Here is a 21,297-nt window from a genome sequence, read left to right as displayed (position 1 = left end):
CGTTCGCGTGGGTAACTTTCGCGTTCGGGGGCACGGTTGTAATTCAATTACCTGAGGGGTTTGGTATGTCCGCCTTGCGCCGCTTCGCCATTGCCAGCCTTGCCACTGCGACTGTCGGGGCGCTGGTGCCCGCGGCCGCGGTCAGTGCGCCACCACCTGAGGCGAGGAAGCCTCAGCCGATCAGCAATCTGCAGCAGGCGACCCAGGCGATCAAGGGGATGTCGCTCGAGGACAAGATCGGCCAGATGTTCGTCCTGTTCGCCTACGGGCCGGACGCGAACCGGCCGGACGCGCGCAACACCGCCCTGTACGGCGTGGCGACGCCGGCGGAGGTCGTCGCGAAGTACCACCCGGGCGGCTGGATCTACTTCAACGCGCGCGACAACGTGCAGAACCCGACCCAGCTCGCGACGTACAGCAACCAGCTTCAGGCTGCGGCGGTGAAACAAGGTCTCCACCTTCCGCTGACGATCGCGACCGACCAGGAGCAAGGCGTCGTCGTGCGGATCGGCCCGCCGGCCACGCAGTTCGGCGGCAACATGGCGCACGGCGCCACCCGCAACACGGCCGACGCGCGCACGGCCGCAGGCATCACCGGTCGCGAGCTCAAGGCGATGGGCATCCGCGAGGACTACGCCCCGGTCGCCGACGTGAACGTGAACGCGCTCAACCCGGTGATCGGCGTACGGTCCTTCTCGTCCGACCCGAAGCTGGTGTCGGACATGGTCGTCGCGCAGGTGCAGGGCTACCAGAACGACGCCGGTATCGCCGCGACCGCGAAGCACTTCCCCGGCCACGGTGACACCGTCGACGACAGCCACACCGCGCTGCCGACGATCAACCACACCCGCGAGCAGTGGGAGACGATCGACGCGCCTTCGTTCAAGGCCGCGATCAAGGCCGGCATCGACTCGATCATGACCGCGCACATCGTGGTTCCGTCGCTCGACCCGTCGGGTGACCCGGCGACGCTGAGCAAGCCGATCCTGACCGGCGTACTGCGGGGCGAGCTCGGCTTCAAGGGCCTGATCGTCACCGACGCGCTGGAGATGGCGGCCGTTCGGGCGAAGTACGGCGATGCCGAGGTGGCCGTTCGTGCGATCGAGGCAGGCGCCGACCAGGTGCTGCTGCCGCCGGCGCCGGACGTGCAGTTCAAGGCCGTCCTCGACGCGGTGAAGTCGGGCCGGATCAGTGAGCGCCGGATCGACGAGAGCCTGCTGCGGATCCTGCTGATGAAGATCAAGAACGGTGTCCTGTTCCAGCCGTTCGTCGACCCGGCGAAGATCGCGACGACAGTCGGTACGCCGACCAGCCTCGCCACCGCGCAGAAGATCGTCGACAAGAGCATCACGCTGGTCAAGAACAACAACAACACGCTGCCGCTGAGCAAGACCCCGCGCAACATCCTCGTCACTGGCTGGGGCGTCAGCACCACGCAGTCGCTGGCCAACAGCCTCGCGGCCAGAGGAGCGACGACGACAGTCGCGCAGACCGGCGCCGCCCCGACCGACGCCGCGATAGCGGACGCAGTGACGAAGGCGCAGGCCAACGACGTCACCGTGGTGCTCACCCAGAAGGCTTGGGACACGAAGGTGACCGACAAGCTGGCCAAGCAGCAGAAGCTGGTGAAGGACCTGCTCGCCACCGGCAAGACCGTGATCGTCGTGGCCGTCCGCGACCCGTACGACATCGCGTACTTCGACGAGGCGCCGACGTACCTGGCCACCTACGGCTACGCGGCCGTCTCGATGGAGTCGCTGGCGAAGGTCCTGTACGGCGAGATCGCGCCGACCGGCAAGCTCCCCGTCGACATCCCGGTCGCGGGTCAGCCGCAGACGCCCCTCTACCCCTTCGGCTACGGATTGAGCTGGTGAACCCCGCGATGAAGAGACGTTCCCTGCTCGCGGGAGCCGGCGCCCTCGCGGCGGCCCCGCTGCTCGACACGCAAGCAGCCCAAGCGGCACAAGTCCAGGAAGCCAAGCAAAAGGGAGTCATGACCGGCGCCCAGGCGCTGGCGAAGGACGACTGGAAGGCGCTCGCCGGCCAGAAGGTCGGCGTGATCAGCAACCCGACCGGCATCCTCGACGACCTGAGTCACATCGTCGACACCATGCACGCGTCCGGCAAGGTCAACGTGGTCGCGGTCTTCGGTCCCGAGCACGGCTTCCGCGGGACGGCCCAGGCCGGCGGGTCCGAGGGCGACCACATCGATCCGCGCACCGGGATCATGGTCTACGACGCGTACGGCGCGGCGGCCGACAAGCTCGCCACGCTCTACACGAAGTCCGGTGTCGAGACGGTCGTCTTCGACATCCAGGACGTCGGCGCCCGCTTCTACACCTACATCTGGACCATGTACGAGGCGATGCTCGCCGCCGTCCGCACCGGCGCGCGCTTCGTCGTACTGGACCGGCCGAACCCGACCGGCGGTTATGCCCGCGGTCCGATGCTCAAGCCTGGCTACACCAGTGGCGTCGGCAAGCGGGAGATCATCCAGCAACACGGGATGACCGTCGGCGAGCTGGCCCGGTTGTTCAACGCGGAGTACCTGCCGCTGGACACGAACGGCGCGCGGCTCAAGGAGTTGCAGGTCATCGAGGCGAAGGGCTGGCGACGCGATCAGCTGTACGCCGACACCGGACTGACCTGGGTGATGCCGAGCCCGAACATGCCCACACCGGACACCGCGCTGCTCTATCCGGGTTTGTGCCTCTTCGAGGCGACCAACATGTCGGAGGGTCGCGGCACCACGAGGCCGTTCGAGCTGATCGGCGCGCCGTACGTCGACTACAAGTGGGCCGAGGCGTTGCACGCGAAGAACATCCCCGGCGTCGACTTCCGCGAGGCCTACTTCACGCCGTCCATCAGCAAGAACGCGAACGTGCTCTGCGGCGGCGTCCAGGTCCAGATCACCGATCCGCACCGGGTCGAGGCGATCCTGGCGGCCACGCACATGATCGTCGAGGCCAAGAAGCTGTACCCGGGTTTCGCCTGGCGTACCGGTGACAACCCGCCGGGCCGCTGGATCGACCTGCTCACCGGCTCGGACCGGTTCCGCACGATGCTCGACGGCGGCGCCACCGCCGAGGAGATCGTCGCGGCCTGGCAGGGCGAGACCGACGCCTGGACGGCACGCCGCGCGAAGTACCTGCTCTACAAGGGAGATCACCGGTGAAGCTGGTCAAGCTGATCGCGCTAACCTCTACCCTGATGCTCACCATGACCACTCCGGCAATTGCCTCTGGCAACAAATCTGGCCGCTTCGACCACCCGTACGACGGGTACGCGCCGAAGTCCACCCTGCTGCGCGACGCGACTCCGCAGAAGGCCGGCCTCGACCCCGCCCCGATCGACGCGGCGCTGGCCCAGGTCGCGGCCTGGACCAAGCCGAACGGCACCGCGCATCCCCTGTACGCCGGTGCGGTCACCCTGCTGGGCCACGACGGCAAGATCGTCACCCGCAACGCCACCGGGATGGCCCTGAAGTACGCCGACGGCAGCGGGACCGAGCTGCCCGCGGACCAGCAGATCCCGATGCGCACCGACACCATCTTCGACATGGCGTCGGTGTCCAAGCTCTTCACCTCGATCGTGATCCTGCAGCTGGTCGAGAAGGGCAAGGTCGACCTCGACACTCCGATCGCGACGTACGTTCCGGAGTTCGCCGAGAACGGCAAGGCCGCGATCACCGTTCGGCAGGCGCTCACGCACACCACCGGACTGCCCGCGTTCCTGCCGTTGTGGAGCGATCAGCCAACGCCCGAGCTCCGCCTGCACGAGGCGCTCACGGCCAAGCTGGTCAACCCACCCGGCAGCACCTACCTGTACTCCGACCTGAACCTGATCTCGCTCGGCGAGCTCGCGCACCGGGTCACCGGCAAGACGCTGGACAAGCTGGTCGCCGACGGCATCACCAAGCCGCTGCAGATGCGCGACACCGGCTACAACCCGGACGAGAAGAAGAAGCCGCGGATCGCCGCCACGGAGTACCAGACGGCTCCTCCTCGCGGCATGGTCTGGGGCTCGGTGCACGACGAGAACGCCTGGTCTCTCGGCGGTGTTGCCGGGCACGCCGGCGTGTTCAGTACCGCGGACGACCTGGCCGTGCTCGCGCAGACGTTCCTGAGCGGCGGTAGCTACCGCGGTGCCCGGATCCTCAAGGAGAGCTCGGTGACCGCGATGATCACCAACTTCAACCAGGGCTTCCCGGGCAACGACCACGGCCTCGGTTTCGAGCTGAACCAGCGCTGGTACATGGGCGGCCTGTCCGGACCCCGTACGGCGGGGCACACCGGCTACACCGGTACGTCGATCGTGATCGACTTCGACTCCCGCTCGTTCGCGATCCTGCTCACCAACCGGGTGCACCCGAGCCGCAACTGGGGCAGCAACAACCCCGCCCGAAGGGCCGTAGTACAAGGGCTTGCGCTGTCGCTCGGAGTAGGACCGCAGCACGGCAAGGATGCGTGGTTCTCCGGGACGACGGACGCCAGTACGACGACGCTCGCGGTGCCGGTCGCCGTACCGGCTGAGGGGGCGAAGGTGGCCTTCGACCTGTTCGTCGACACCGAGGACTCGGATCTGCTGTATCTGGAGAGTTCGACCGACGGATCCACCTGGACCAAGGTGCCTTTCACCGTGATGGATCGCGGCACCGTGATCGACACGGACGGGTCGATCAGCGGCTCCGGCGACCGGCACTGGCATCAGGTGTCGGCGGAGCTGGGAGCGGGCCAGCAGACGCTGCGCTGGCGGTATACGTCGGACCCGCTTTACCAGGGCCGTGGGGTCTATGTGGACGGGGTCAAGATCACCGCCGGACACCAGGTGCTATTCGACGGAGAACGAAACCCGGAATCATTTGTCGCTTCCGGTTGGAGACTTTCGCGTCGATGACCCCATTGGGTGCTTAGTCGCCGTACGGTGGCGTCATGACTTCAGTTACCTCTCCAGAACCCACGGGGCCGCTGCTGGTCCGGGTCCGCGCGGTGATGCCCGCGCTGGCGCCGGCCGAGCAGCGGGTGGCGAACGCGGTCCTCGCGGACCCGGGCGGAGTGGCTGCGATGACGATCTCCGAACTGGCCGAGGTGGCCTCCACCTCGGAGACCACGGTCATCCGGTTCTGTAAGCAGATCGGCGTCCCCGGCTATCCGCAGCTCCGCCTGCAGCTGGCGGCCCAGTCGGCCACGGAGAGCATGCGCCCGGAGGTCGGTGGCGACATCGAACCGGGGGACTCGCTCGCGGACGTGGTCGGCAAGGTCGCCTTCGCGGACGAACGGGCGGTCCGGGAGACCGCTCAGCAACTCGACGTCGATGCGCTGGCCAAGGTCGTCGCCGCGGTCGCCAAGGCGCCGCGGGTCGACCTGTACGGCTCAGCGGCCAGTTCGTTCGTCGCGCTCGACCTGCAACAGAAGCTGCACCGCATCCGCCGGGTGGCGTTCGCGTGGTCGGACGTGCACGTCGCGCTGACCAGTGCGGCACTGCTCGGCGAGGGTGACGTCGCGATCGGGATCTCCCACACCGGTACGACGGTGGAGGTCATCGAGGCGCTCGAGGAGGCCGCCCGGCACGGCGCCACCACGGTCGCGGTGACCAACTTTCCCCGCTCGCCACTGGCGCACACTGCGGATCTGGTGCTCACCACAGCGGCCCGCGAGACGACGTACCGGTCCGGGGCGATGTCGAGCCGGATTGCGCAACTCACGGTAATCGACTGCCTCTTCATCGGCGTCGCTCAACTGGTGCTGCCGGACGCGCAGAAGGCGCTCGAGGCGACCGCTAACGCGGTCCGTCGTCACCGGGTCAAAGGTCCTGTCAATGATCAACAGAATTGAAATTCCTTCAGTAGAAAACTAACATCGTCACTGTGATCACACCCACGGAGCAGCGCAACCCCAGGACGCTCGCGATCGATGCGGTGGGCACCACCGAGATCCTCCGGATGGTGAATGCGGAGGACGCCCGCGTCGCGGGCGCGGTGAGTGCGGTGATCCCTGATCTCGCGCGGGTCGTCGACGCCGGAGTAGAAGCCGTCCGCAACGGCGGCCGCGTGCACTACTTCGGCGCCGGCACCTCCGGCCGGCTGGCCGTCCTCGACGCGGCCGAACTGCTACCCACCTTTCGGGCGCCGGACGATCTGGTGATCGCCCATCACGCCGGCGGGATGGAAGCCCTGCTCCGGGCCGTCGAGAACGTCGAGGACTCCGAGGAGGGCGGCGCCGCCGACGCTGCCGAGGTCACCGGCAAGGACCTGGTGATCGGGCTGGCAGCCTCCGGTACGACGCCGTATGTCGCCGGAGCGCTCAGCGCTGCCCGGGCGGTCGGTGCCACCACGGCCCTGGTGACCTCGAACCCAGCCGCTCCGCTGGCGGCGTACGCGGACATCCTGATCGCCGCGGACACCGGTCCCGAGGTGATCGCGGGCTCCACCCGGCTGAAGGCCGGCACCGCGCAGAAGATGATCCTGAACGCGTTCTCCACCACGCTGATGATCAAGCTCGGCCGCACCTGGTCGAACCTGATGGTGGACATGGTTGCCACCAACAACAAACTTCGCGGCCGGATGCTGCGGATCCTGGGTGAGGCGACCGGCGCCGACCAGGAGGCCTGTGCTGCCGCGCTGGCGGCGACGGACGGTGAGCTGAAGCCCGCTCTGGTGCACCTGCTGACCGGTTGCCCAGTGGCGGAGGCTCGCCAGGCTCTGGAGGAGTCGGGTGGCCGGGTCGCGCTCGCCCTCGGCCGGTTGACCACGGCGCGATCCGACACCGCCTGAGCTTTTCAAACGTTTGTCTTCGGCCGATAAACGGTTGGAGTGCGCTGCCCGCTCCTCTCTACAGTGAGCCGGGTGAGCACCTCTGAGCAGATCGATCCGCACGACACCGAAGCCTTCGACGCCTGGTACGACGTCCATCGGGCGGCGCTGGACGAGGGACGTGAGTTCGCCGTCACCTGGGCCCGCGAGGAGATGCGAGCCGGCCTGCTGACCGATACGGCGTACTTCGGCAAAGAGATCTGGGCCGTCCGCGACGAGGCGGGGGCGATCGCCGGCACGCTGTTCCTGGACTATCCGCTGAAGGACAACACGGCGCAGATCCAAGCGAACATCGCTGTTCGAGCCGACGTACGGCGTCGTGGCTACGGGACCCACTTGGCGCGAACGGTGGCTGAGCGCGCCGCGGAGCTCGGGCGGACGACCGTCAAAGGCCAGCTCGATGTCCCCATCGACGGTGCCCCGACACCCGGGCAGGCTTTTGCGGCGGCGAACGGGCTGACGGTCGCGAACGTAGAGGTGCATCGGGTGCTGGAACTGCCGCTCGCCGAGGACTTCCTGTCCGGGCTGGCCGAGAAGGTCGCCGAGCATCACCAGGACTACCGGCTGATCAGCTGGCAGGACCGTTGTCCCGACGGGTACGTCGACGCCTATGCGGCGATGCAGGCCACCTTCGACCTGGAGGCTCCGATGGGGGATCTCGAGGTCGAGGCGGCGGTCTACGACGCTGCGAGGGTCCGTTCCGGCGAGGAGCAGCGGCTCGCTCAGGGCCGCAGCGGCTGGATCACGGTCGCGCAGGCGCCCGACGGCACGCTGGCCGGCTACACCGAGCTGTACGTCGGTGTGCACGACCCGGGCAACGCCTTCCAGTGGGGCACGCTCGTCTCGCGGGCCCACCGCGGCCACCGGCTCGGCCTGGCCCTGAAGGTGCGCAACCACCTCGAACTGCAACGGAGCCACTCCGAGCGGCGGATCGTGCACACCTGGAACGCCGAGCAGAACGCACCGATGAACGCGGTCAACGCCGAGCTGGGCTTCCGGCCGGTCGAGCTGGCCCAGGAGTTGCAGCGCCGAATTTGAAAAAAATCGCGCCGGATTGTTCTGGAACAGTCCGGAAAGTGCTTGATTAACGACTGGAAGGGATCCCTGCACGGGGATCCCTTCCGCTGCGTTTCCTAACCTTCTATCGACGATCGAGCGGTTTGTTGCCGAAGCGAATGCTTGACTTCAGCGGCTTTGGAAATGGTCCCGCAACATGCGTCGGGGGTAGCTGGAATAGCCATTCGGACACCATTGCGAACGGTAGTGGGATCATCACTTTAGGTCCATAGCGGGACCGTCTGATCGTGTCGTATGGTCACGTCATCGCCAGGCCTTGGTGGGGGACTGGTGCTCTGAATCCTTTGTGTTCAAGGCGAACTTCGGAGCTCGGATGACCATGGACGGTACTGTCGTGGTGCCCGGAACCACTATGGGTGCCCAGTGGGTCGACGACGTGCTGCTGGCCGGTGATGCCAGTGACGTCTGCTTTTCGCTACCCGCGCCAATTGATCGATCAATGCTTCGCCGGCTGGTCCGGGACAGGCAATCCGAACTGGCTGATTCGGGATTACGCCCGGGCGGTGCGGCGGCATTGCGTTTACCGCCGTCAATGGCGTTCATCACGCATTTACTGGCGGTTTGGCGGTCCGGTGGGCAGGCGATCCTGCTCGACCACCGGCTGACCGACTACGAGGTCCGCCGCGCGATCGAGCGGTTGGTGCCGCAGGTCGTCGTCTCGCCTGAGCGGCCGGTCCCGTCGGGGCTGCGCACATTCGTCGAGGTCGACACCGCCGTGGCCAGCTACTCCGGTCACCCGGCCAGTACGGCGCACGCCGTCGTCCAGCTCAGCTCGGGCTCGACCGGCCCGTCCAAGGTGATCGGCCGGACGGCCGAGGACCTGGTCGAGGAGGTCCTGCGCTACACCCAGATCGACGGCGTACCGCAGCGTGGTGAGCGGATCATCCTGCTCCCGTCGATGGTGCACGTGCTCGGTCTGGTCGGCGGGCTGATGTACGGCCTGCATGCCGGCGTCACGCTGGTTCCGCCGGCCCGGCTGACCGGAGACGCGATCCTGCAGGCGATCGCGAGCGGCAGTGCGCCGGCGACCGTGCTCGGCGTCCCCTTCCACATCGGTCTGCTGGCCTCGGTCAACGAGCCGCCATCGCTGCCGCAGTTCAAGCGGATGACGACCGGTGGTGAGCTGGTGCCGGCGTCGGTCGCGAAGGCGTTCGAGCAGAAGTTCCAGGTCCCGCTCGGAAACATGTACGGGATGACCGAGGTCGGGGTGATCGGCACCGACCTGTTCGGCCGGCACCGGCCGGAGATCCAGCCGGCGCCGGGCATCGAAGTACGGGCTGTCGATGGTGAGCTGCAGATCCGGCGGCCGGAGTCGCCGTACCTGGGGCTGTCCGATCCGTCGCGCTGGGCCGACGGCTGGTTGCGGACGAAGGATGCGGGCGTCGTCGATCCGGAGACCGGGCTGGTGTCGATCAAGGGCCGGCTGGACTCGCAGGTGAGCGTCGGCGGGCTGAAGGTCGACCTGACCGAGGTCGAGTACACGATCGGGACCTTGCGTGGGGTCGAGGCGGCGGTGGTCGTCTTCGACGGCGCGATCACGGCCTACCTGCAGCTCAACGAGCGGCGCGACGTCGCCCGGATCGAAGCCGAGCTCGCTCAGCGACTGGCGTCGTACAAGCGGCCGCGGAGCGTGCGGATCCTCGATCAGTTGCCACGGACAACGACCGGGAAGCTGGTCCGCGACGTCACCGTACTGCGCAAGGCCGCACCGTGATGCTCGGTGAGCCGTATCTGCGAAACACCAACCGGTACGGCGATCGCCAGCACCGCGTCGGCCTGGACAGGCAGTGGAAGAACGACCAGGTGAGGCTCGGACGGCACCGTTGCGGCGGGCAGCGAGGCGGGCAGCAGTTCCGGTGTGCTGTCGAGCGGCATCAGCCGGCGCAGGCCGGAACCGCGCAGACCGCGGCCGAGTGCTTTGCCGACGGCTTCCTTCGCGGTCCACAACCGCAGGAACGCCTCCAGCGGATCGCTCTGCCGGTACAGCCAGGTCACTTCGGCCGGGTCGAACCAACGCCGAGCCATGCCGTCGATCTCGAAGTCCCGACGACTCTCGACGTCCACGCCGACAGGCCCGCAGCGCCCGGCCGCCACCGCGACCAGGCCGCGAGCGTGGCTGATGCTCACGGAAAGCCCGTCGATCACCGGCCGCCCGGACACCTCGTGCCGCAGCGCGAGCCCGGCAGCAGAGTCCGGCCCGGCTTCGTCGCGCAGCGACGTCGCGAGGGCGAGCAGCAGGTTGTGAGCAGCCGATCGCTGGTCATCGGCCTGCTCGACGACAGACAACCAGACGTGCACGGGGTCCAGATCGGATTCCGTGCGGTTCTCCACAGGAAGAAGGTATCCCGATGAGGGAAGAGGTCCGCGAGTTCGTCATCGCGCAACTGCAGGACATGAACTACGACGTCGAGGGCATCGACGACGACACCACGCTCGGCCCGGCCGGGGTGGATCTGGAATCGCTCGCGCTGGCCGACCTGTCGATCCGGGTCGAGGACAAATTCGGCGTGCGGTTCTCCGACGAGGAGTCCGAGCAGCTGGCCTTGATGACGGTGGGCGAGTTCACCACCGAGGTGGCCGGCCGGGTCGCCCAGCAGGTCTGATGAGCAATCCTTCCCCGCTCCCGCCCCGCACCCAGCCGCCGGCCGCGCCCGGACGGGCCGAGGTGATCGACTGGCTGTCCGGCCTCGGTGAACGATCCGGTGAGCTGGAACGGATCGACTCGATGGAGCTCGCCTGGCTCGTGCACCAGGTCGAGCAGCGCTACGACGTCGAACTCGGTGACGAGTACCTGGACCGGATCAAGACGATCGACGACGCCGTCGCCGTACTCGCCGAGGTGTTGTCGCCCGCGACAGCGGAGCCGGTGCTCGGTGGCGAGGCCGAGCGGAGCAGTCATGGCTGAGTCGCCCACCGACCAGGTGTCGATCACCGGCATGTCGGTCTTCAGCGCGCTCGGCCGGGGGACCGAGGCGCAGTTGGCGGCGGCGTTGCCGGGTGCCGCCGCGTTCGGCGAGGTACGGCGGTTCGACACCTCGAATCGCCGGGTGACCCGGGCAGCGACAGCAGTCGATGCCCGCTCGCTGGAGGAGGAGATGCTCGACGCGGTCATCACTGCCTGCGCCGACGCCGGTCTGACTCCCGCCGAACGGGCGATGACTCCGCTGTTCCTCGCGGTGCACGACCGTGCCGGCGTACGGGCACTGGCCACCAGGGCGGCCAAGATCTACACCAGCGCGTGCGTCTCGGCCAGTACTGCGGTCGCCGACGCGGCCGCGCTGATCCGGTACGGCTATGCGGAACGGATCGTCGTAGCTGCCGGCTATCTGGTCGAGCCGGATCAGTTCGCGTTGTTCGACGCCGGCCGGGCGCTGACCGACGACAGCACCGTTCGGCCGTTCAGCCTGGACCGCAGGGGACTGCTGCTCGGTGATGCCGTGGTAGCGGTCGTGCTGCAGAAGGGCGGAGGTCAGGCAGAGATCGCCGGCTGGGGGCGTGCCGGCGATGCGTACCACCCTTGCCAGCCGGCTCCTGACGGCCTCGGCCTGGCGTCGGCCATCGAAGCCGCGCTCCGCAAGGCGGACCTCCCGCCCGACGTGGTCGGCTACATCAACGCCAACGCCACTGGCACCACCTTCAGCGACGCGTCGGAGGCCGCTGCGATTCGTGCGGTGTTCCCCACCGACGTGCCGGTCAGCTCGACCAAGTCCGTACACGGCCACGCGCTGGAAGCGTCCGGCCTGCTCGAACTGGTGATGACGGTGCTCGCGCTGCGGGCGGGGAAGCTTCCGGTCAACGCCGGGTTCACCACAGCGGATCCGGCATGCCCGCTGGATCTGATCTTGGACGCGCCCCGCCCCGCGACGGCGCAGTACGGGCTGTCCTTGAATGCCGCCTTCGGTGGCGCCAACACGGCCTTGCTGGTGCGTGCTGGATGAACCACCTGGCAGAAATTCCTCAGCTCCGCGTGGTCACTGACAGTCACTGGCCGCAGCCAGGCGACGACGCGCTGGCAGGTCCTCCGTCACTGCCCGGTTTCATCGGGTCATCGTTCAGCCCGCTGGTGGCGATCGTCGCGGATCGATGCCTGCAGTCGCTGTACGGCGAAGTCGCCGCAAAACAAGGCGAAAAGGTCGGAATCGTGCTGGTCACCCGGACCGGCGACCGGTCCGCTGCGGAACAAGTCCACCAAGCGGTTGCCGACGGCAAACGAGTCGGTCCGCTCTATTTCTTCCAGTCGGTCCCGAACAGCGTGGCCGGTCATGTCGCGGCCCGCTGGGGACTGCACGGTCCGGTCGTGTGCCTCAGTCCGGCCGGTGACCCGCAACAGGCCGGGTTCGACGAGGCCGCGCTGCTGATCGCGGACGGCGATGCGGACCAGGTCCTGATCGTCCTTGTGGAACAGGCAAGTCAGGGCGACACCGCCGTCGCCCTGCTGGTGAGTGGGGGAGAACCGTCATGAAAACACTGAGTCGCCGCGCAGCCCTGGCCGCCGACCCGGCCATCGGTGCCGGCAACGTGCTCGCCACGGTCATCGCCCACGGCGCGGACCTGGACGGACCGGGCCTCACGTTCGACACCGCCGTCGACCACTTCCCGGCCGAACACCCTTTGACCCTTGGCGAACTCGATGACCGCGTCCAAGCCCGTACTGCGTGGTTGCACGCACACGGCATCGGCCGGCGGGACGTGGTCGCTGTGTGGGCCACGGAGGCAGCCGACGTCGTACTGAGCTTCCTGGCGCTCACCCGGATCGGTGCGATCCCCGCGTTGCTGAACGGCAAGATGGCACCGGCCATTGCCGAGGAGTACATCCGCCGGCTCCGCGTCACCGGCGTACTGGCCGATGCGGCGCATCGCGAGTTGTTGCACGAGGCACCGATTCTCGCGGAGCCGAAGGAGCTCGGGAGTGGCGACCCGGCCGATGCGCCGGAGCACTACCGGCATCACCAGGACGACCCGGTCGTGATCACCCACACGAGTGGCACCACCGGCGTACCGAAGGCCGTCCTGCACTCGCACAAGACGTTGTACGCCGCCCTCAAGCACCTGCTCACGATGCCGCAGGCGCAGGGGACCGGGCGGATCCTCAACGCGCTGCCGATCCCGCACACCGCGACGATCCTGATGGTCAACCAGGTGCTCGGCAACCGGGCCGAGATGCTGTTGCTGTCGTCGCAGGACGCGCCGACGGTGCTGCGCAAGATCGAGGAGTGGAAGCCCGAAGGGGTGTACGGGTTCGCGGTCACCTGGGCCCGGCTGGCCCGGGAGGATCTGAGCAAGCACGACCTGGACTCGGTCCGGATGTGGTTCAACACCGGCGACTGCGCGCACGAGCCGCACATCCGCAAGCTGGTGGCGGTCGGTTCGCGGGAGACCGTCGGTCGCGAGGGCCGGGTGAAGGTCAAGGGCTCGCACTTCATCGACGGGCTCGGCTCCAGCGAGATGGGGCACAACGGGTTCCACATCACCCACACGATCGACTCCGATCAGTACGGCCGGTGCATCGGCAGGCCGTACCAGTTCGCCGAAGCCGCCGTACTCGATGCCGACGGCAACGAGTTGCCGGCCGGCAAGGTCGGGCTGCTCGGGTTCCGTTCGCCGTCGGTGTCGCCGGGGTACTGGAACGACTCGGTCAACACCTACAAGTTCCGGCTGAACGGCTGGTTCCTGACCGGCGATCTCGTCTACACCGACGACACCGGCCACTTCTTCCACCTCGACCGGGTGCCGGACGCCGTGGCGGGCTTCGAGGGGCCGCAGCTGTTCACCTCGATGTCGGAGGAGCGCATTCTCGCCGCGCTGCCGGAGGTGCTCGACTGCACCGTCATCATCGTGCAGGAGGACGGCAAGTTCCTGACCGACGTACTGCTCGAGCTCGTCCCGGATGCCGATCCGGCTCTCGACCGGTCGGCTCAGATCCACCAGGCCGTCGGCGACGAGGTCGCGGCGACGATCCGGCGGATCACCGTGATCGGCGAGGACGACGTACCGGTCACCGTGACCGGCAAGGTGCGCAAGGTCGCGCTGCGGCAGGAACGCCTGGCCGGGGTGACCTCATGACCGCCGTCACGATCACCGGGATGGGTCTGCTCACGCCCGTCGGGCGGGGCGTGCCGGAGGTCTTCGACGCGCTGCTGCACGGCAGGTCGGGGATCTCCAGGCCGCCGGCCGACCACCCGGTCGCGAACTCGGTCGAACTGGCGGGCTTCCTACCGCCGATCGACGCCGGCAAGATCGCGAGCGGCCCGGACGGCAAGGTGATGGACCGGACGGTCGTCCTTGCCCAGCTCACGGCCGAGGACGCGCTGGCCGACGCGGGCCTGGTGGTCGGCGCGAACGTCGACCCGGAACGGATCGGCATCATCGTCGGCGGTGTCGGCGGGATGGCGACGCTCGAACAGCAGGTCGTCACCCGGGTCGAACGGGGCCGCGCGTCGGTCAGCCCCTATCTGCTGACCGGCATCCTGCCGAACATGCCCGCGGCCCGCGTCGCGATCCGCTTCGGGCTGCGCGGCTACACGTCCTCAGTCGGTACGGCGTGTGCCTCGGGCGCCCAGGCGATCGCCGACGCGGTCCGGCTGATCCGTTGTGGCGAAGCGGATGTGGTGATCTGTGGTGCGAGCGAGGCGCCGTTGTTCCCGACCTTCGCGGAGACCTTCGGCAACGCTCGCGCACTGGCCCGCGGCTGGGACGACCCGACCGAGGCAAGCAGACCGTTCGACCTGCGCAGGAACGGTTTCGTGCTGTCCGAGGGGGCCGGCCTGCTGGTCCTGGAGAGCGCCGAGCACGCCATCGCCAGAGGGGCTTCGGGTTATGCGGACGTGGCCGGGTACGGCGTCAACGCCGACGCGCATCACCCGACGGCACCACGTCCGGACGGGACCGGTGCCGCCGCTTGCATGCGTCGAGCTTTCGCCAGCGGGCGCGTAGTACCGGAGCAGGTCGGTTATGTGAATGCGCACGGGACGAGCACGAAGCTCGGTGATGTCGCCGAGACGGTCGCGATCGGCCTTGCGTTCAACGGATCCGTCCCGGCCGTGAGTTCGACGAAGGCGCTGACCGGTCACATGCTCGGCACCTCCGGAGTTGTCGAGGCGGCCGCGAGCGCGCTGGCCGTGAACACCGGATTGCTGCCGCCGACGTACAACCTCGACGACCCGGACCCGGCCTGCGGACTGGACCACGTCCGCAAGGAACCGCGGGAAGTGCGGCTGGAGTACGCGCTGTCGAACTCGTTCGGGTTCGGCGGCCAGAACGTGAGCTTGCTGTTCGGACCGGCGAGCACGCCGGTTCGCAGGGAATCAATGGAGGGGAAGACGGTGAGGTTGCAGTGATGGAGATCTACGGGATCGACCACGTGGAGATGTACGTGGGCGACGCGAAGCAGGCGGCGTTCTACCTGGCACACGCCTTCGGGCTGCAGGTGCACGGCCAAGGGGGACCGGAGACGGGACTGGCCGACCAGCGGTCGCTGCTGCTGCGGGAGAGCGCCGTACAGATCGTGCTGACCTCTGGACTGGCTGCCACCCACCCGGCTGCCGAGTATGTCCAGCGGCACGGTGACGGCGTCGCCGTGGTGGCGATGGAGGTCGACAACGCCGCCGTGGCGTATACGGAGCTGCTGGCCCGCGGTGCTTCGTCGGTGTCGGAGCCGGCGACCTACACCGACGGCCAGGAGACCACCGTGGTGATCGCGGAGGTCGCGGGCTTCGGTGACGTGATCCACCGGCTGGTCGAGCGGCACGGTCCGCGGCGGGAGTTCCTGCCCGGCGCCTTCCACATCAGCGAGCCGACCACCGGCCCCGACGAGAAGCTGTTCAGCGAGATCGACCACCTGGCCATCTGCGTGCCGTCCGGCCAGTTGAAGCCGACGGCCGACTTCTACGAGAAGGTGTTCGGCTTCGTGCCGATCTTCTCCGAGTACATCGAGGTGGCCGGGCAGGGGATGGACTCGACCGTCGTCCAGAGCCCGTCGACGCACGTCACCTTCACGCTGATCGAGCCGGACGAGACGCGCCGCCCGGGGCAGATCAACGACTTCCTCACCTGGCACGCGGGCGCCGGCGTACAGCACATCGCCTTGCGCACCAGCGACATCGTCGAGGCCGTCGGCACCCTGGCCGGCCGCGGCGTCAACTTCCTGGCGTCCCCGGCCACGTACTACGAAGCGCTGCCGGGCCGCGTCGGCGAGGTGGAGACCCCGCTGGAAGACCTGCAGGAGCTCGGGATCCTGGTCGACAAGGACCACTGGGGCCAGTTGCTGCAGATCTTCACCGAGTCCATGCACGTCCGCAGGACGCTGTTCCTCGAGATCATCGAGCGGCGCGGCGCGATGACGTTCGGCAGCGGCAACATCAAGGCCCTGTACGAAGCGAAGGAGCGCGAGCTCGCAGGGGTCGAGGCATGAGCCTTCGCGAATTCACCCTCTCGGCCGAGGAGATCGAGCTGCTGCCGTCCGACCAGGACGTCGCCTTCTACGCCGAGCACGGCTGGTACCTGTCCAAGAAGCTGCTCACCGACGACGAGACCGACGAACTGGTGAACGCCAGCGAGCGGTACTACGCCGGCGAGCGCGACCGCACGCTCCCGGTTGCGCCACCGAAGCTCGCCTACTGGGATCCGTCCAAGGGCGATGTCCAGCGGCACAACGACTACGTGCACTACGAGCACGACGGGCTGGCGAAGATCCTGCGCAAGCCGCTCATCGGTGCGGTGGCCGCGCGGCTGGCGCAGGTCGACGAGATCCGGATCTTCCAGTCGACCTTGATCTACAAGCCGCCGGTCGCCGGTGAGCCGTCGAACATCGTGCCCTGGCACTTCGACAAGCACTACTGGTCGTCCTCGTCGTCGGAGCGGATGCTGACCGCGTTCATCCCGTTCCACGACTGCCCACCCGAGATGGGCACGATCACGATGGTCGATGGCAGTCACCGGTGGAAGGAGATCGGCGCCAACGACACGGTCGTCCGGCACTTCGCCGAGCGGGACCGGACCGAGCTGGAGCAGATGCTCGCCGAGAACGCCGCCTACAACGGCGTCGACGTGGTCAAGGTGCCGATCACGATCCCGCGCGGGCACATCAACTTCCACCACTGCCGGACGTACCACGGCAGCGGCGCCAACGTCAGCGACCGGCCGCGGCGCGCGATCTCGCTGCACCTGCAGGACGGTGCGAACTCCTATCGGGAGTTCCCGCTGTCCGACGGATCGCTGGCGACCTACAACCACGACGCGGTGGTCCGCCGGACCACCGACGGGCGGCCCGACTACGCCGATCCCGATTTCTGCCCGACGCTCTGGGCCCAGCGCTAAAAGGAGACAGGCAATGTCACGCTACGACTGGGGTCAGACCCACCCGGGGATCGAGCAACTGGAGAAGGCGGTCGGCTCGGCCCGCGACAAGGTGGTGCAGCACCCCCTGTACGCCAACCTGGACACGCACGAGTCCCTGGTCACCTTCATGGAGCATCACGTCTTCGCGGTGTGGGACTTCATGTCGCTGCTCAAGTCACTGCAGCGTGAGCTCACCTGCGTCACGGTGCCGTGGATCCCGACCGAGCACACCAGCAGCCGGCGACTGATCAACGACATCGTGATGGTCGAGGAGAGCGACGAACTCGACACCGCCGACGGGAAGCCGGGCTTCATCAGCCACTTCGAGCTGTACGTGAACGGCATGCACGAGGCCGGTGCCGACTCGACCGCGATCGAGAAGCTGATCGACCTGCTCCGCAGCGGGGGATCGGTGGTCGAGTCGCTGCACGAGGCCGGCGTACCGCAGGCCTCGATCGACTTCGCCGCCACCACCTGGGACATCATCGAGAACCACCCGGTGCACTGCCAGGCCGCGGCGTTCGCGTTCGGCCGCGAGGACCTGATCCCGGACATGTTCACCCAGGTGGTCGCGGTGAACGAGCGGTCGAAGAAGCTGAACACCTTCGTCGACTACCTGGAACGCCACATCGAGGTGGACGGCGAGTTCCACACCCCGATGGCGATGCAGATGGTCGCCGATCTGTGCGGTGACGACCAGGCCAAGTGGGACGCGTGCGCGGACACCATCAACGCCGCACTGGCCGCCCGCGCCCGGCTCTGGGACTCGATCCTCGTTGCGATCAAGGGCTGACTCATGACGTCCGTCGACCTCTACCGGACCGTGCGGTTGATCCGCCGCTTCGAGGAACGCGCGATCGAGTTCGTCCGGTCCGGGGAGATCGTCGGCGGCATCCACCCCTACATCGGGGAGGAGGCCGTCGCGGCCGGCGTCTGCGCGGCGCTCCGCCCGGACGACCTGATCACCTCGACCCATCGTGGGCACGGGCACGTGCTGGCCAAGGGCGTGAACCCGGCCCGGATGTTCGCCGAGTTGATGGGCCGCGAGTCCGGCCTGAACAAAGGCCGGGGCGGCTCGATGCACGCGGCCGACTTCGGCCTCGGCATCCTCGGCGCCAATGCGATCGTCGGCGCGGCCGGCTCGATCGCGACCGGCGCGGCCTGGGCACACCGGCGTCGCGGTCGCGATGTCGTCGCAGTCAGCTTCTTCGGCGACGGCGCGATGAACGAAGGGATGCTGCTGGAGGCCTTCAACCTGGCGGCGCTCTGGCGCGTCCCCGTGCTGTTCGTCTGCGAGAACAACGGGTACGCCACCACCATGCCGGTGGCCGGCGCGGTGGCCGGCAGTATCACCGGCCGGGCCAAGGCGTTCGGGATCCCGGCCTTCACCATCGACGGCCAGGACCCGGAAAAAGTGCTGGCGGCAACGACTGCCGCGGCCGAGCGGGCCCGGGCCGGCAAGGGGCCGACCTTCCTGGAATGCCTGACGCACCGGCTCGACGCGCACCACACGTTCGAGCACCGGGCGCGGCTCAGCTACCGCTCGGCCGAAGAACTCTCCGCTGGGTGGTCGCGGGACCCAGTGGAGATCCAGGGCGCTCGACTCGCTGCCGCCGATCGGGCAGCGGTCGATGCCGAGGTCGAGGCCCTGCTCGACGCGGCGGCCGGGATCGCTTTGGGCAGTGCCCATCCCGACCCGGCTGCCGCTCTCGAGTACCTCTATGCCAGCCCCGAGGTGATGCGCTGATGCCCAAACTGTCCTATTTGAAGGCGTTGAACCGCGCCCTCGGTGACGAGATGGCCGCCGACCCCGACGTTTTCGTGCTCGGCGAGGACATCCGGGTGGCCGCCTCGAACCTGACCGCCGGGTTGTTCGACCGGTTCGGAGCCGACCGGGTGCTGGACACCCCGTTGTCGGAGCAGGCCTTCACCAACTTCGCGACCGGAGCGGCGCTGGCCGGGCTGCGGCCGGTGATCGAGTTCCAGATCCCGTCGTTGTTGTTCCTGGTGTTCGAGCAGATCGCTAACCAGGCGCACAAGTTCTCGTTGATGACCGGTGGCCAGTGCAAAGTGCCGGTGACGTACGTCGTACCGGGGTCTGGGTCGCGGACCGGGTGGGCCGGTCAGCACTCCGATCACCCGTACAGTCTGTTCGCTCATGTCGGGGTGAAGACAGTGGTGCCGGCGACTCCGGCGGACGCCTACGGGTTGCTGTTGTCGGCGATCCGGGACGACGACCCGGTGGTCGTGTTCGCTCCCTCGGGGGCACTGGGTGTTCGCGAAGATGTCGACTTCTCGACTCTGGCGCCGGTGCCGCTCGGCGTCGGCCGGATCGCGCGCAGTGGCAGCGATGTGACGGTTGTTGCCCTGGGCCACTTGATCCAGGACGCCCTTGCGGTGGCCGACGAGCTGGCCGGCGAGGGCGTCTCGGTCGAGGTCTTCGATCCACGCACGGTGTATCCGCTCGACGTCGAAGGCCTCGCGGCCTCGGTGGCGAGGACGCGGCGGCTGGTGGTGATCGACGACTCGAACCGGAGCAGCGGTTTCGGTGCCGAGGTACTGGCGGTCGCGGCGGAACGGTTCGACCTCGCGGCGCCACCTCGCCGCGTCACCCGGCCGGACGGCGCGGTACTGCCGTTCGCGCTCGCTCTGGACCGCGCGGTCCAGCCTGGACGGGATCAGCTGCTCGCGGCGGTCCGCGGCGTACTGACTAGTGGGGGAGATCGATGACGGAACGACCAGCCGTGCGCGAACTGTGGTCGGAGCTGCCGGAGCACGTGTGCGAACGGTTCCTTGCCTATGGCCACAAGTACTGGTCCCAGGTGTACGAGGACGTGGCGCTGCAGAATCAGGACTGGATCCCGCTGCGCTCACCGATTGCCACCCACGCGGCGTACGCGGAGATGAACCGCGTGACGGAGGCGGTCTCCCGGCTCGTGCTCGAAGCGTGCCGGCGCAGGGCCCGTACGGCGGGCGAGTTGCGCCGCGTGCTCGGCGTACCGGAAGGCCGGATCCAGTTGCTCGACGAGAGCGAGCCGTTGACCGGGCGACTGATCAACGCGATCCGGTCCGACCTGCTGCTCGAACGCGGCGTACCGCGGATGGTCGAGTGCAACGTGGAGAGCGCGCTCGGCGGGGTCCTCGACGCGGACGGCGTGATCAAGCGGTGGATGGAGGTGTACGTCGACGAGCCGCTGTTCACCGGCATGGGTGCGGCCGCGCCGCCGTCCGCCGTGGACGCCCGGTTCGACGCGATCCGCGCCGACGTGGGGCCGGGAAAGACCACCGCGATGCTGTTCACCGCGGGCGGCGGCTATCCCGGCGCGGATCGGCCCAACTACATGATCAACCGGCTGATGCCGTTCGCGGATCGCGGTCGCGAACTCGGGGTCGACCTGATCGTCTACCCGGTCGAGTGGGTGGAGCTGGACGACCGGAACCGGCTCAAGGCGGGCGATCGGGTGCTGGATGCGGTCTGGCGGATGTTCGTGCCGCCGTTCGTCAACGACAGCCCAGGGATGGAAGCGGTCCGGACCGCGAACGCGGCCGGCACGTTCCAGATGTACCTGCCGACAGCAGTCTGGCTGCTGAGCAACAAGACGATCTTCGCCTGGCTCTGGGAGGACCTGGACCAGCTGTCCGAGGAGGACGCCGAGGTGGTCCGGGCGACCATCCCGCGGACGTGGGTCTACGGTTCCGAGCTGCGACAGCGCACGATCGACGAGCGGGAACGGCTGGTCTTCAAGCCGACCGACGACTACGGCGGCCACGGTGTCTTCATCGGCCCGCTCACCTCGCCGGAGGACTGGCAGACCGCGCTGGACACGGCCGACGGTCCGCACATCATCCAGGAACTGATCGAGGCCGACCCGTTGACCATGCAGTTCCTCAAACCCGAGACCGGCGACGTCGTCGAGGCCGAGGTCTCGTACTGCGTGTCGAGCTACCTGTTCGACCGCATCCCGGCCGGTGTCTTCAGCCGGTTCTCGCCGCCTGGTGCGGGTGGCGTGGTGAACCTGACCCAGGGCGCGCTCACCGGCGGCCTGCTGCTCGTGAACGATGTGGAGGCCTGA

General features: G+C 68.0%; 20 protein-coding genes. 19 read left to right on the top strand and 1 reads right to left on the bottom strand.

Annotated elements, in window-relative coordinates; genetic code table 11:
* Positions 1-65: 65 nt before the first annotated feature.
* The 7 genes from DIZ26_RS18860 to DIZ26_RS18830 all read left to right on the top strand — a co-directional run bounded on the left by DIZ26_RS18860 (position 66) and on the right by DIZ26_RS18830 (position 9,602).
* Entirely contained in the window at positions 66-1,874 is a 1,809-nt protein-coding gene (locus tag DIZ26_RS18860; protein WP_112243105.1) for a glycoside hydrolase family 3 protein, read from the top strand.
* A gap of 8 nt (positions 1,875-1,882) precedes the next feature.
* A complete protein-coding gene (locus DIZ26_RS18855) occupies positions 1,883-3,175 on the top strand; it encodes an exo-beta-N-acetylmuramidase NamZ family protein (RefSeq protein ID WP_112243450.1) in 1,293 nt (430 codons plus the stop codon).
* Positions 3,172-4,896, top strand: a complete 1,725-nt coding sequence (locus tag DIZ26_RS18850; protein WP_232828436.1) for a serine hydrolase domain-containing protein — start codon at positions 3,172-3,174, stop codon at positions 4,894-4,896. The genes DIZ26_RS18855 and DIZ26_RS18850 overlap by 4 nt, the downstream gene beginning before the upstream one ends.
* Positions 4,897-4,931: 35 nt before the next feature.
* On the top strand, positions 4,932-5,834 hold the full coding sequence (locus DIZ26_RS18845) for a MurR/RpiR family transcriptional regulator (protein ID WP_112243103.1): 903 nt from the start codon (positions 4,932-4,934) through the stop codon (positions 5,832-5,834).
* A gap of 32 nt (positions 5,835-5,866) precedes the next feature.
* A complete protein-coding gene (gene murQ, locus DIZ26_RS18840; RefSeq protein ID WP_112243101.1) occupies positions 5,867-6,772 on the top strand; it encodes an N-acetylmuramic acid 6-phosphate etherase in 906 nt (301 codons plus the stop codon).
* Positions 6,773-6,844: 72 nt separating this feature from the next.
* Positions 6,845-7,849, top strand: a complete 1,005-nt coding sequence (locus DIZ26_RS18835) for a GNAT family N-acetyltransferase (RefSeq protein ID WP_112243099.1) — start codon at positions 6,845-6,847, stop codon at positions 7,847-7,849.
* A gap of 352 nt (positions 7,850-8,201) precedes the next feature.
* On the top strand, positions 8,202-9,602 hold the full coding sequence (locus DIZ26_RS18830) for a class I adenylate-forming enzyme family protein (protein WP_198676154.1): 1,401 nt from the start codon (positions 8,202-8,204) through the stop codon (positions 9,600-9,602).
* On the opposite strand, the gene DIZ26_RS18825 is transcribed toward DIZ26_RS18830, so the two are convergent.
* Positions 9,533-10,219 (bottom strand): 4'-phosphopantetheinyl transferase family protein, encoded by a 687-nt coding sequence (locus DIZ26_RS18825; RefSeq protein WP_112243097.1) that lies wholly within the window; start codon positions 10,217-10,219, stop codon positions 9,533-9,535. The genes DIZ26_RS18830 and DIZ26_RS18825 overlap by 70 nt on opposite strands.
* Positions 10,220-10,236: 17 nt before the next feature.
* On the opposite strand from DIZ26_RS18825, the gene DIZ26_RS18820 reads away from it, so the two are divergent.
* The 12 genes from DIZ26_RS18820 to DIZ26_RS18765 are packed head-to-tail and all read left to right on the top strand — an operon-like array spanning position 10,237 to position 21,297.
* Positions 10,237-10,491 (top strand): acyl carrier protein, encoded by a 255-nt coding sequence (locus DIZ26_RS18820; RefSeq protein ID WP_112243095.1) that lies wholly within the window; start codon positions 10,237-10,239, stop codon positions 10,489-10,491.
* On the top strand, positions 10,491-10,793 hold the full coding sequence (locus DIZ26_RS18815) for an acyl carrier protein (protein ID WP_112243093.1): 303 nt from the start codon (positions 10,491-10,493) through the stop codon (positions 10,791-10,793). The genes DIZ26_RS18820 and DIZ26_RS18815 overlap by 1 nt, the downstream gene beginning before the upstream one ends.
* Complete coding sequence (locus DIZ26_RS18810) at positions 10,786-11,826, top strand: beta-ketoacyl synthase N-terminal-like domain-containing protein (RefSeq protein WP_112243091.1); 1,041 nt, start codon at positions 10,786-10,788, stop codon at positions 11,824-11,826. The genes DIZ26_RS18815 and DIZ26_RS18810 overlap by 8 nt, the downstream gene beginning before the upstream one ends.
* Positions 11,823-12,350, top strand: coding sequence for a beta-ketoacyl synthase chain length factor (locus tag DIZ26_RS18805; protein ID WP_112243089.1), 528 nt, complete (start codon positions 11,823-11,825; stop codon positions 12,348-12,350). Before DIZ26_RS18810 ends, DIZ26_RS18805 begins: the two co-directional genes overlap by 4 nt.
* Positions 12,347-13,951 (top strand): class I adenylate-forming enzyme family protein, encoded by a 1,605-nt coding sequence (locus DIZ26_RS18800; protein WP_112243087.1) that lies wholly within the window; start codon positions 12,347-12,349, stop codon positions 13,949-13,951. The genes DIZ26_RS18805 and DIZ26_RS18800 overlap by 4 nt, the downstream gene beginning before the upstream one ends.
* Positions 13,948-15,225, top strand: coding sequence for a beta-ketoacyl-[acyl-carrier-protein] synthase family protein (locus DIZ26_RS18795; RefSeq protein WP_112243085.1), 1,278 nt, complete (start codon positions 13,948-13,950; stop codon positions 15,223-15,225). The genes DIZ26_RS18800 and DIZ26_RS18795 overlap by 4 nt, the downstream gene beginning before the upstream one ends.
* On the top strand, positions 15,225-16,298 hold the full coding sequence (hppD, locus tag DIZ26_RS18790) for a 4-hydroxyphenylpyruvate dioxygenase (RefSeq protein ID WP_112243083.1): 1,074 nt from the start codon (positions 15,225-15,227) through the stop codon (positions 16,296-16,298). The genes DIZ26_RS18795 and hppD overlap by 1 nt, the downstream gene beginning before the upstream one ends.
* Entirely contained in the window at positions 16,295-17,203 is a 909-nt protein-coding gene (locus tag DIZ26_RS18785; protein ID WP_112243081.1) for a phytanoyl-CoA dioxygenase family protein, read from the top strand. Before hppD ends, DIZ26_RS18785 begins: the two co-directional genes overlap by 4 nt.
* Positions 17,204-17,216: 13 nt before the next feature.
* On the top strand, positions 17,217-18,017 hold the full coding sequence (locus DIZ26_RS18780; protein WP_112243079.1) for a DUF3050 domain-containing protein: 801 nt from the start codon (positions 17,217-17,219) through the stop codon (positions 18,015-18,017).
* Between the two features lie 3 nt (positions 18,018-18,020).
* Positions 18,021-18,971: a thiamine pyrophosphate-dependent dehydrogenase E1 component subunit alpha gene (locus tag DIZ26_RS18775; RefSeq protein WP_112243077.1), complete on the top strand. Its 951-nt coding sequence runs from the start codon at positions 18,021-18,023 to the stop codon at positions 18,969-18,971.
* Positions 18,971-19,954: an alpha-ketoacid dehydrogenase subunit beta gene (locus tag DIZ26_RS18770; RefSeq protein ID WP_112243075.1), complete on the top strand. Its 984-nt coding sequence runs from the start codon at positions 18,971-18,973 to the stop codon at positions 19,952-19,954. Before DIZ26_RS18775 ends, DIZ26_RS18770 begins: the two co-directional genes overlap by 1 nt.
* Positions 19,951-21,297: a hypothetical protein gene (locus DIZ26_RS18765; protein WP_112243073.1), complete on the top strand. Its 1,347-nt coding sequence runs from the start codon at positions 19,951-19,953 to the stop codon at positions 21,295-21,297. Before DIZ26_RS18770 ends, DIZ26_RS18765 begins: the two co-directional genes overlap by 4 nt.

This window comes from Kribbella monticola, from assembly GCF_003261635.1.
Taxonomy (GTDB): domain Bacteria; phylum Actinomycetota; class Actinomycetes; order Propionibacteriales; family Kribbellaceae; genus Kribbella; species Kribbella monticola.
The sequence above is the reverse complement of the archived record's forward strand: the minus strand, read 5'-3'. Positions and strand labels throughout refer to the sequence as shown.

What these genes read in the sequence shown, in the direction of transcription:
- DIZ26_RS18780 (WP_112243079.1), top strand. Translation starts at nt 17,217, where the DNA reads ATGTCACGCTACGACTGGGGTCAGACCCACCCGGGGATCGAGCAACTG.
- DIZ26_RS18830 (WP_198676154.1), top strand. Translation starts at nt 8,202, where the DNA reads ATGACCATGGACGGTACTGTCGTGGTGCCCGGAACCACTATGGGTGCC.
- DIZ26_RS18795 (WP_112243085.1), top strand. Translation starts at nt 13,948, where the DNA reads ATGACCGCCGTCACGATCACCGGGATGGGTCTGCTCACGCCCGTCGGG.
- hppD (WP_112243083.1), top strand. Translation starts at nt 15,225, where the DNA reads ATGGAGATCTACGGGATCGACCACGTGGAGATGTACGTGGGCGACGCG.
- DIZ26_RS18765 (WP_112243073.1), top strand. Translation starts at nt 19,951, where the DNA reads ATGACGGAACGACCAGCCGTGCGCGAACTGTGGTCGGAGCTGCCGGAG.
- DIZ26_RS18785 (WP_112243081.1), top strand. Translation starts at nt 16,295, where the DNA reads ATGAGCCTTCGCGAATTCACCCTCTCGGCCGAGGAGATCGAGCTGCTG.
- DIZ26_RS18845 (WP_112243103.1), top strand. Translation starts at nt 4,932, where the DNA reads ATGACTTCAGTTACCTCTCCAGAACCCACGGGGCCGCTGCTGGTCCGG.
- DIZ26_RS18815 (WP_112243093.1), top strand. Translation starts at nt 10,491, where the DNA reads ATGAGCAATCCTTCCCCGCTCCCGCCCCGCACCCAGCCGCCGGCCGCG.
- DIZ26_RS18855 (WP_112243450.1), top strand. Translation starts at nt 1,883, where the DNA reads ATGAAGAGACGTTCCCTGCTCGCGGGAGCCGGCGCCCTCGCGGCGGCC.
- DIZ26_RS18820 (WP_112243095.1), top strand. Translation starts at nt 10,237, where the DNA reads ATGAGGGAAGAGGTCCGCGAGTTCGTCATCGCGCAACTGCAGGACATG.
- DIZ26_RS18805 (WP_112243089.1), top strand. Translation starts at nt 11,823, where the DNA reads ATGAACCACCTGGCAGAAATTCCTCAGCTCCGCGTGGTCACTGACAGT.
- DIZ26_RS18775 (WP_112243077.1), top strand. Translation starts at nt 18,021, where the DNA reads ATGACGTCCGTCGACCTCTACCGGACCGTGCGGTTGATCCGCCGCTTC.
- DIZ26_RS18860 (WP_112243105.1), top strand. Translation starts at nt 66, where the DNA reads ATGTCCGCCTTGCGCCGCTTCGCCATTGCCAGCCTTGCCACTGCGACT.
- DIZ26_RS18810 (WP_112243091.1), top strand. Translation starts at nt 10,786, where the DNA reads ATGGCTGAGTCGCCCACCGACCAGGTGTCGATCACCGGCATGTCGGTC.
- DIZ26_RS18770 (WP_112243075.1), top strand. Translation starts at nt 18,971, where the DNA reads ATGCCCAAACTGTCCTATTTGAAGGCGTTGAACCGCGCCCTCGGTGAC.
- DIZ26_RS18800 (WP_112243087.1), top strand. Translation starts at nt 12,347, where the DNA reads ATGAAAACACTGAGTCGCCGCGCAGCCCTGGCCGCCGACCCGGCCATC.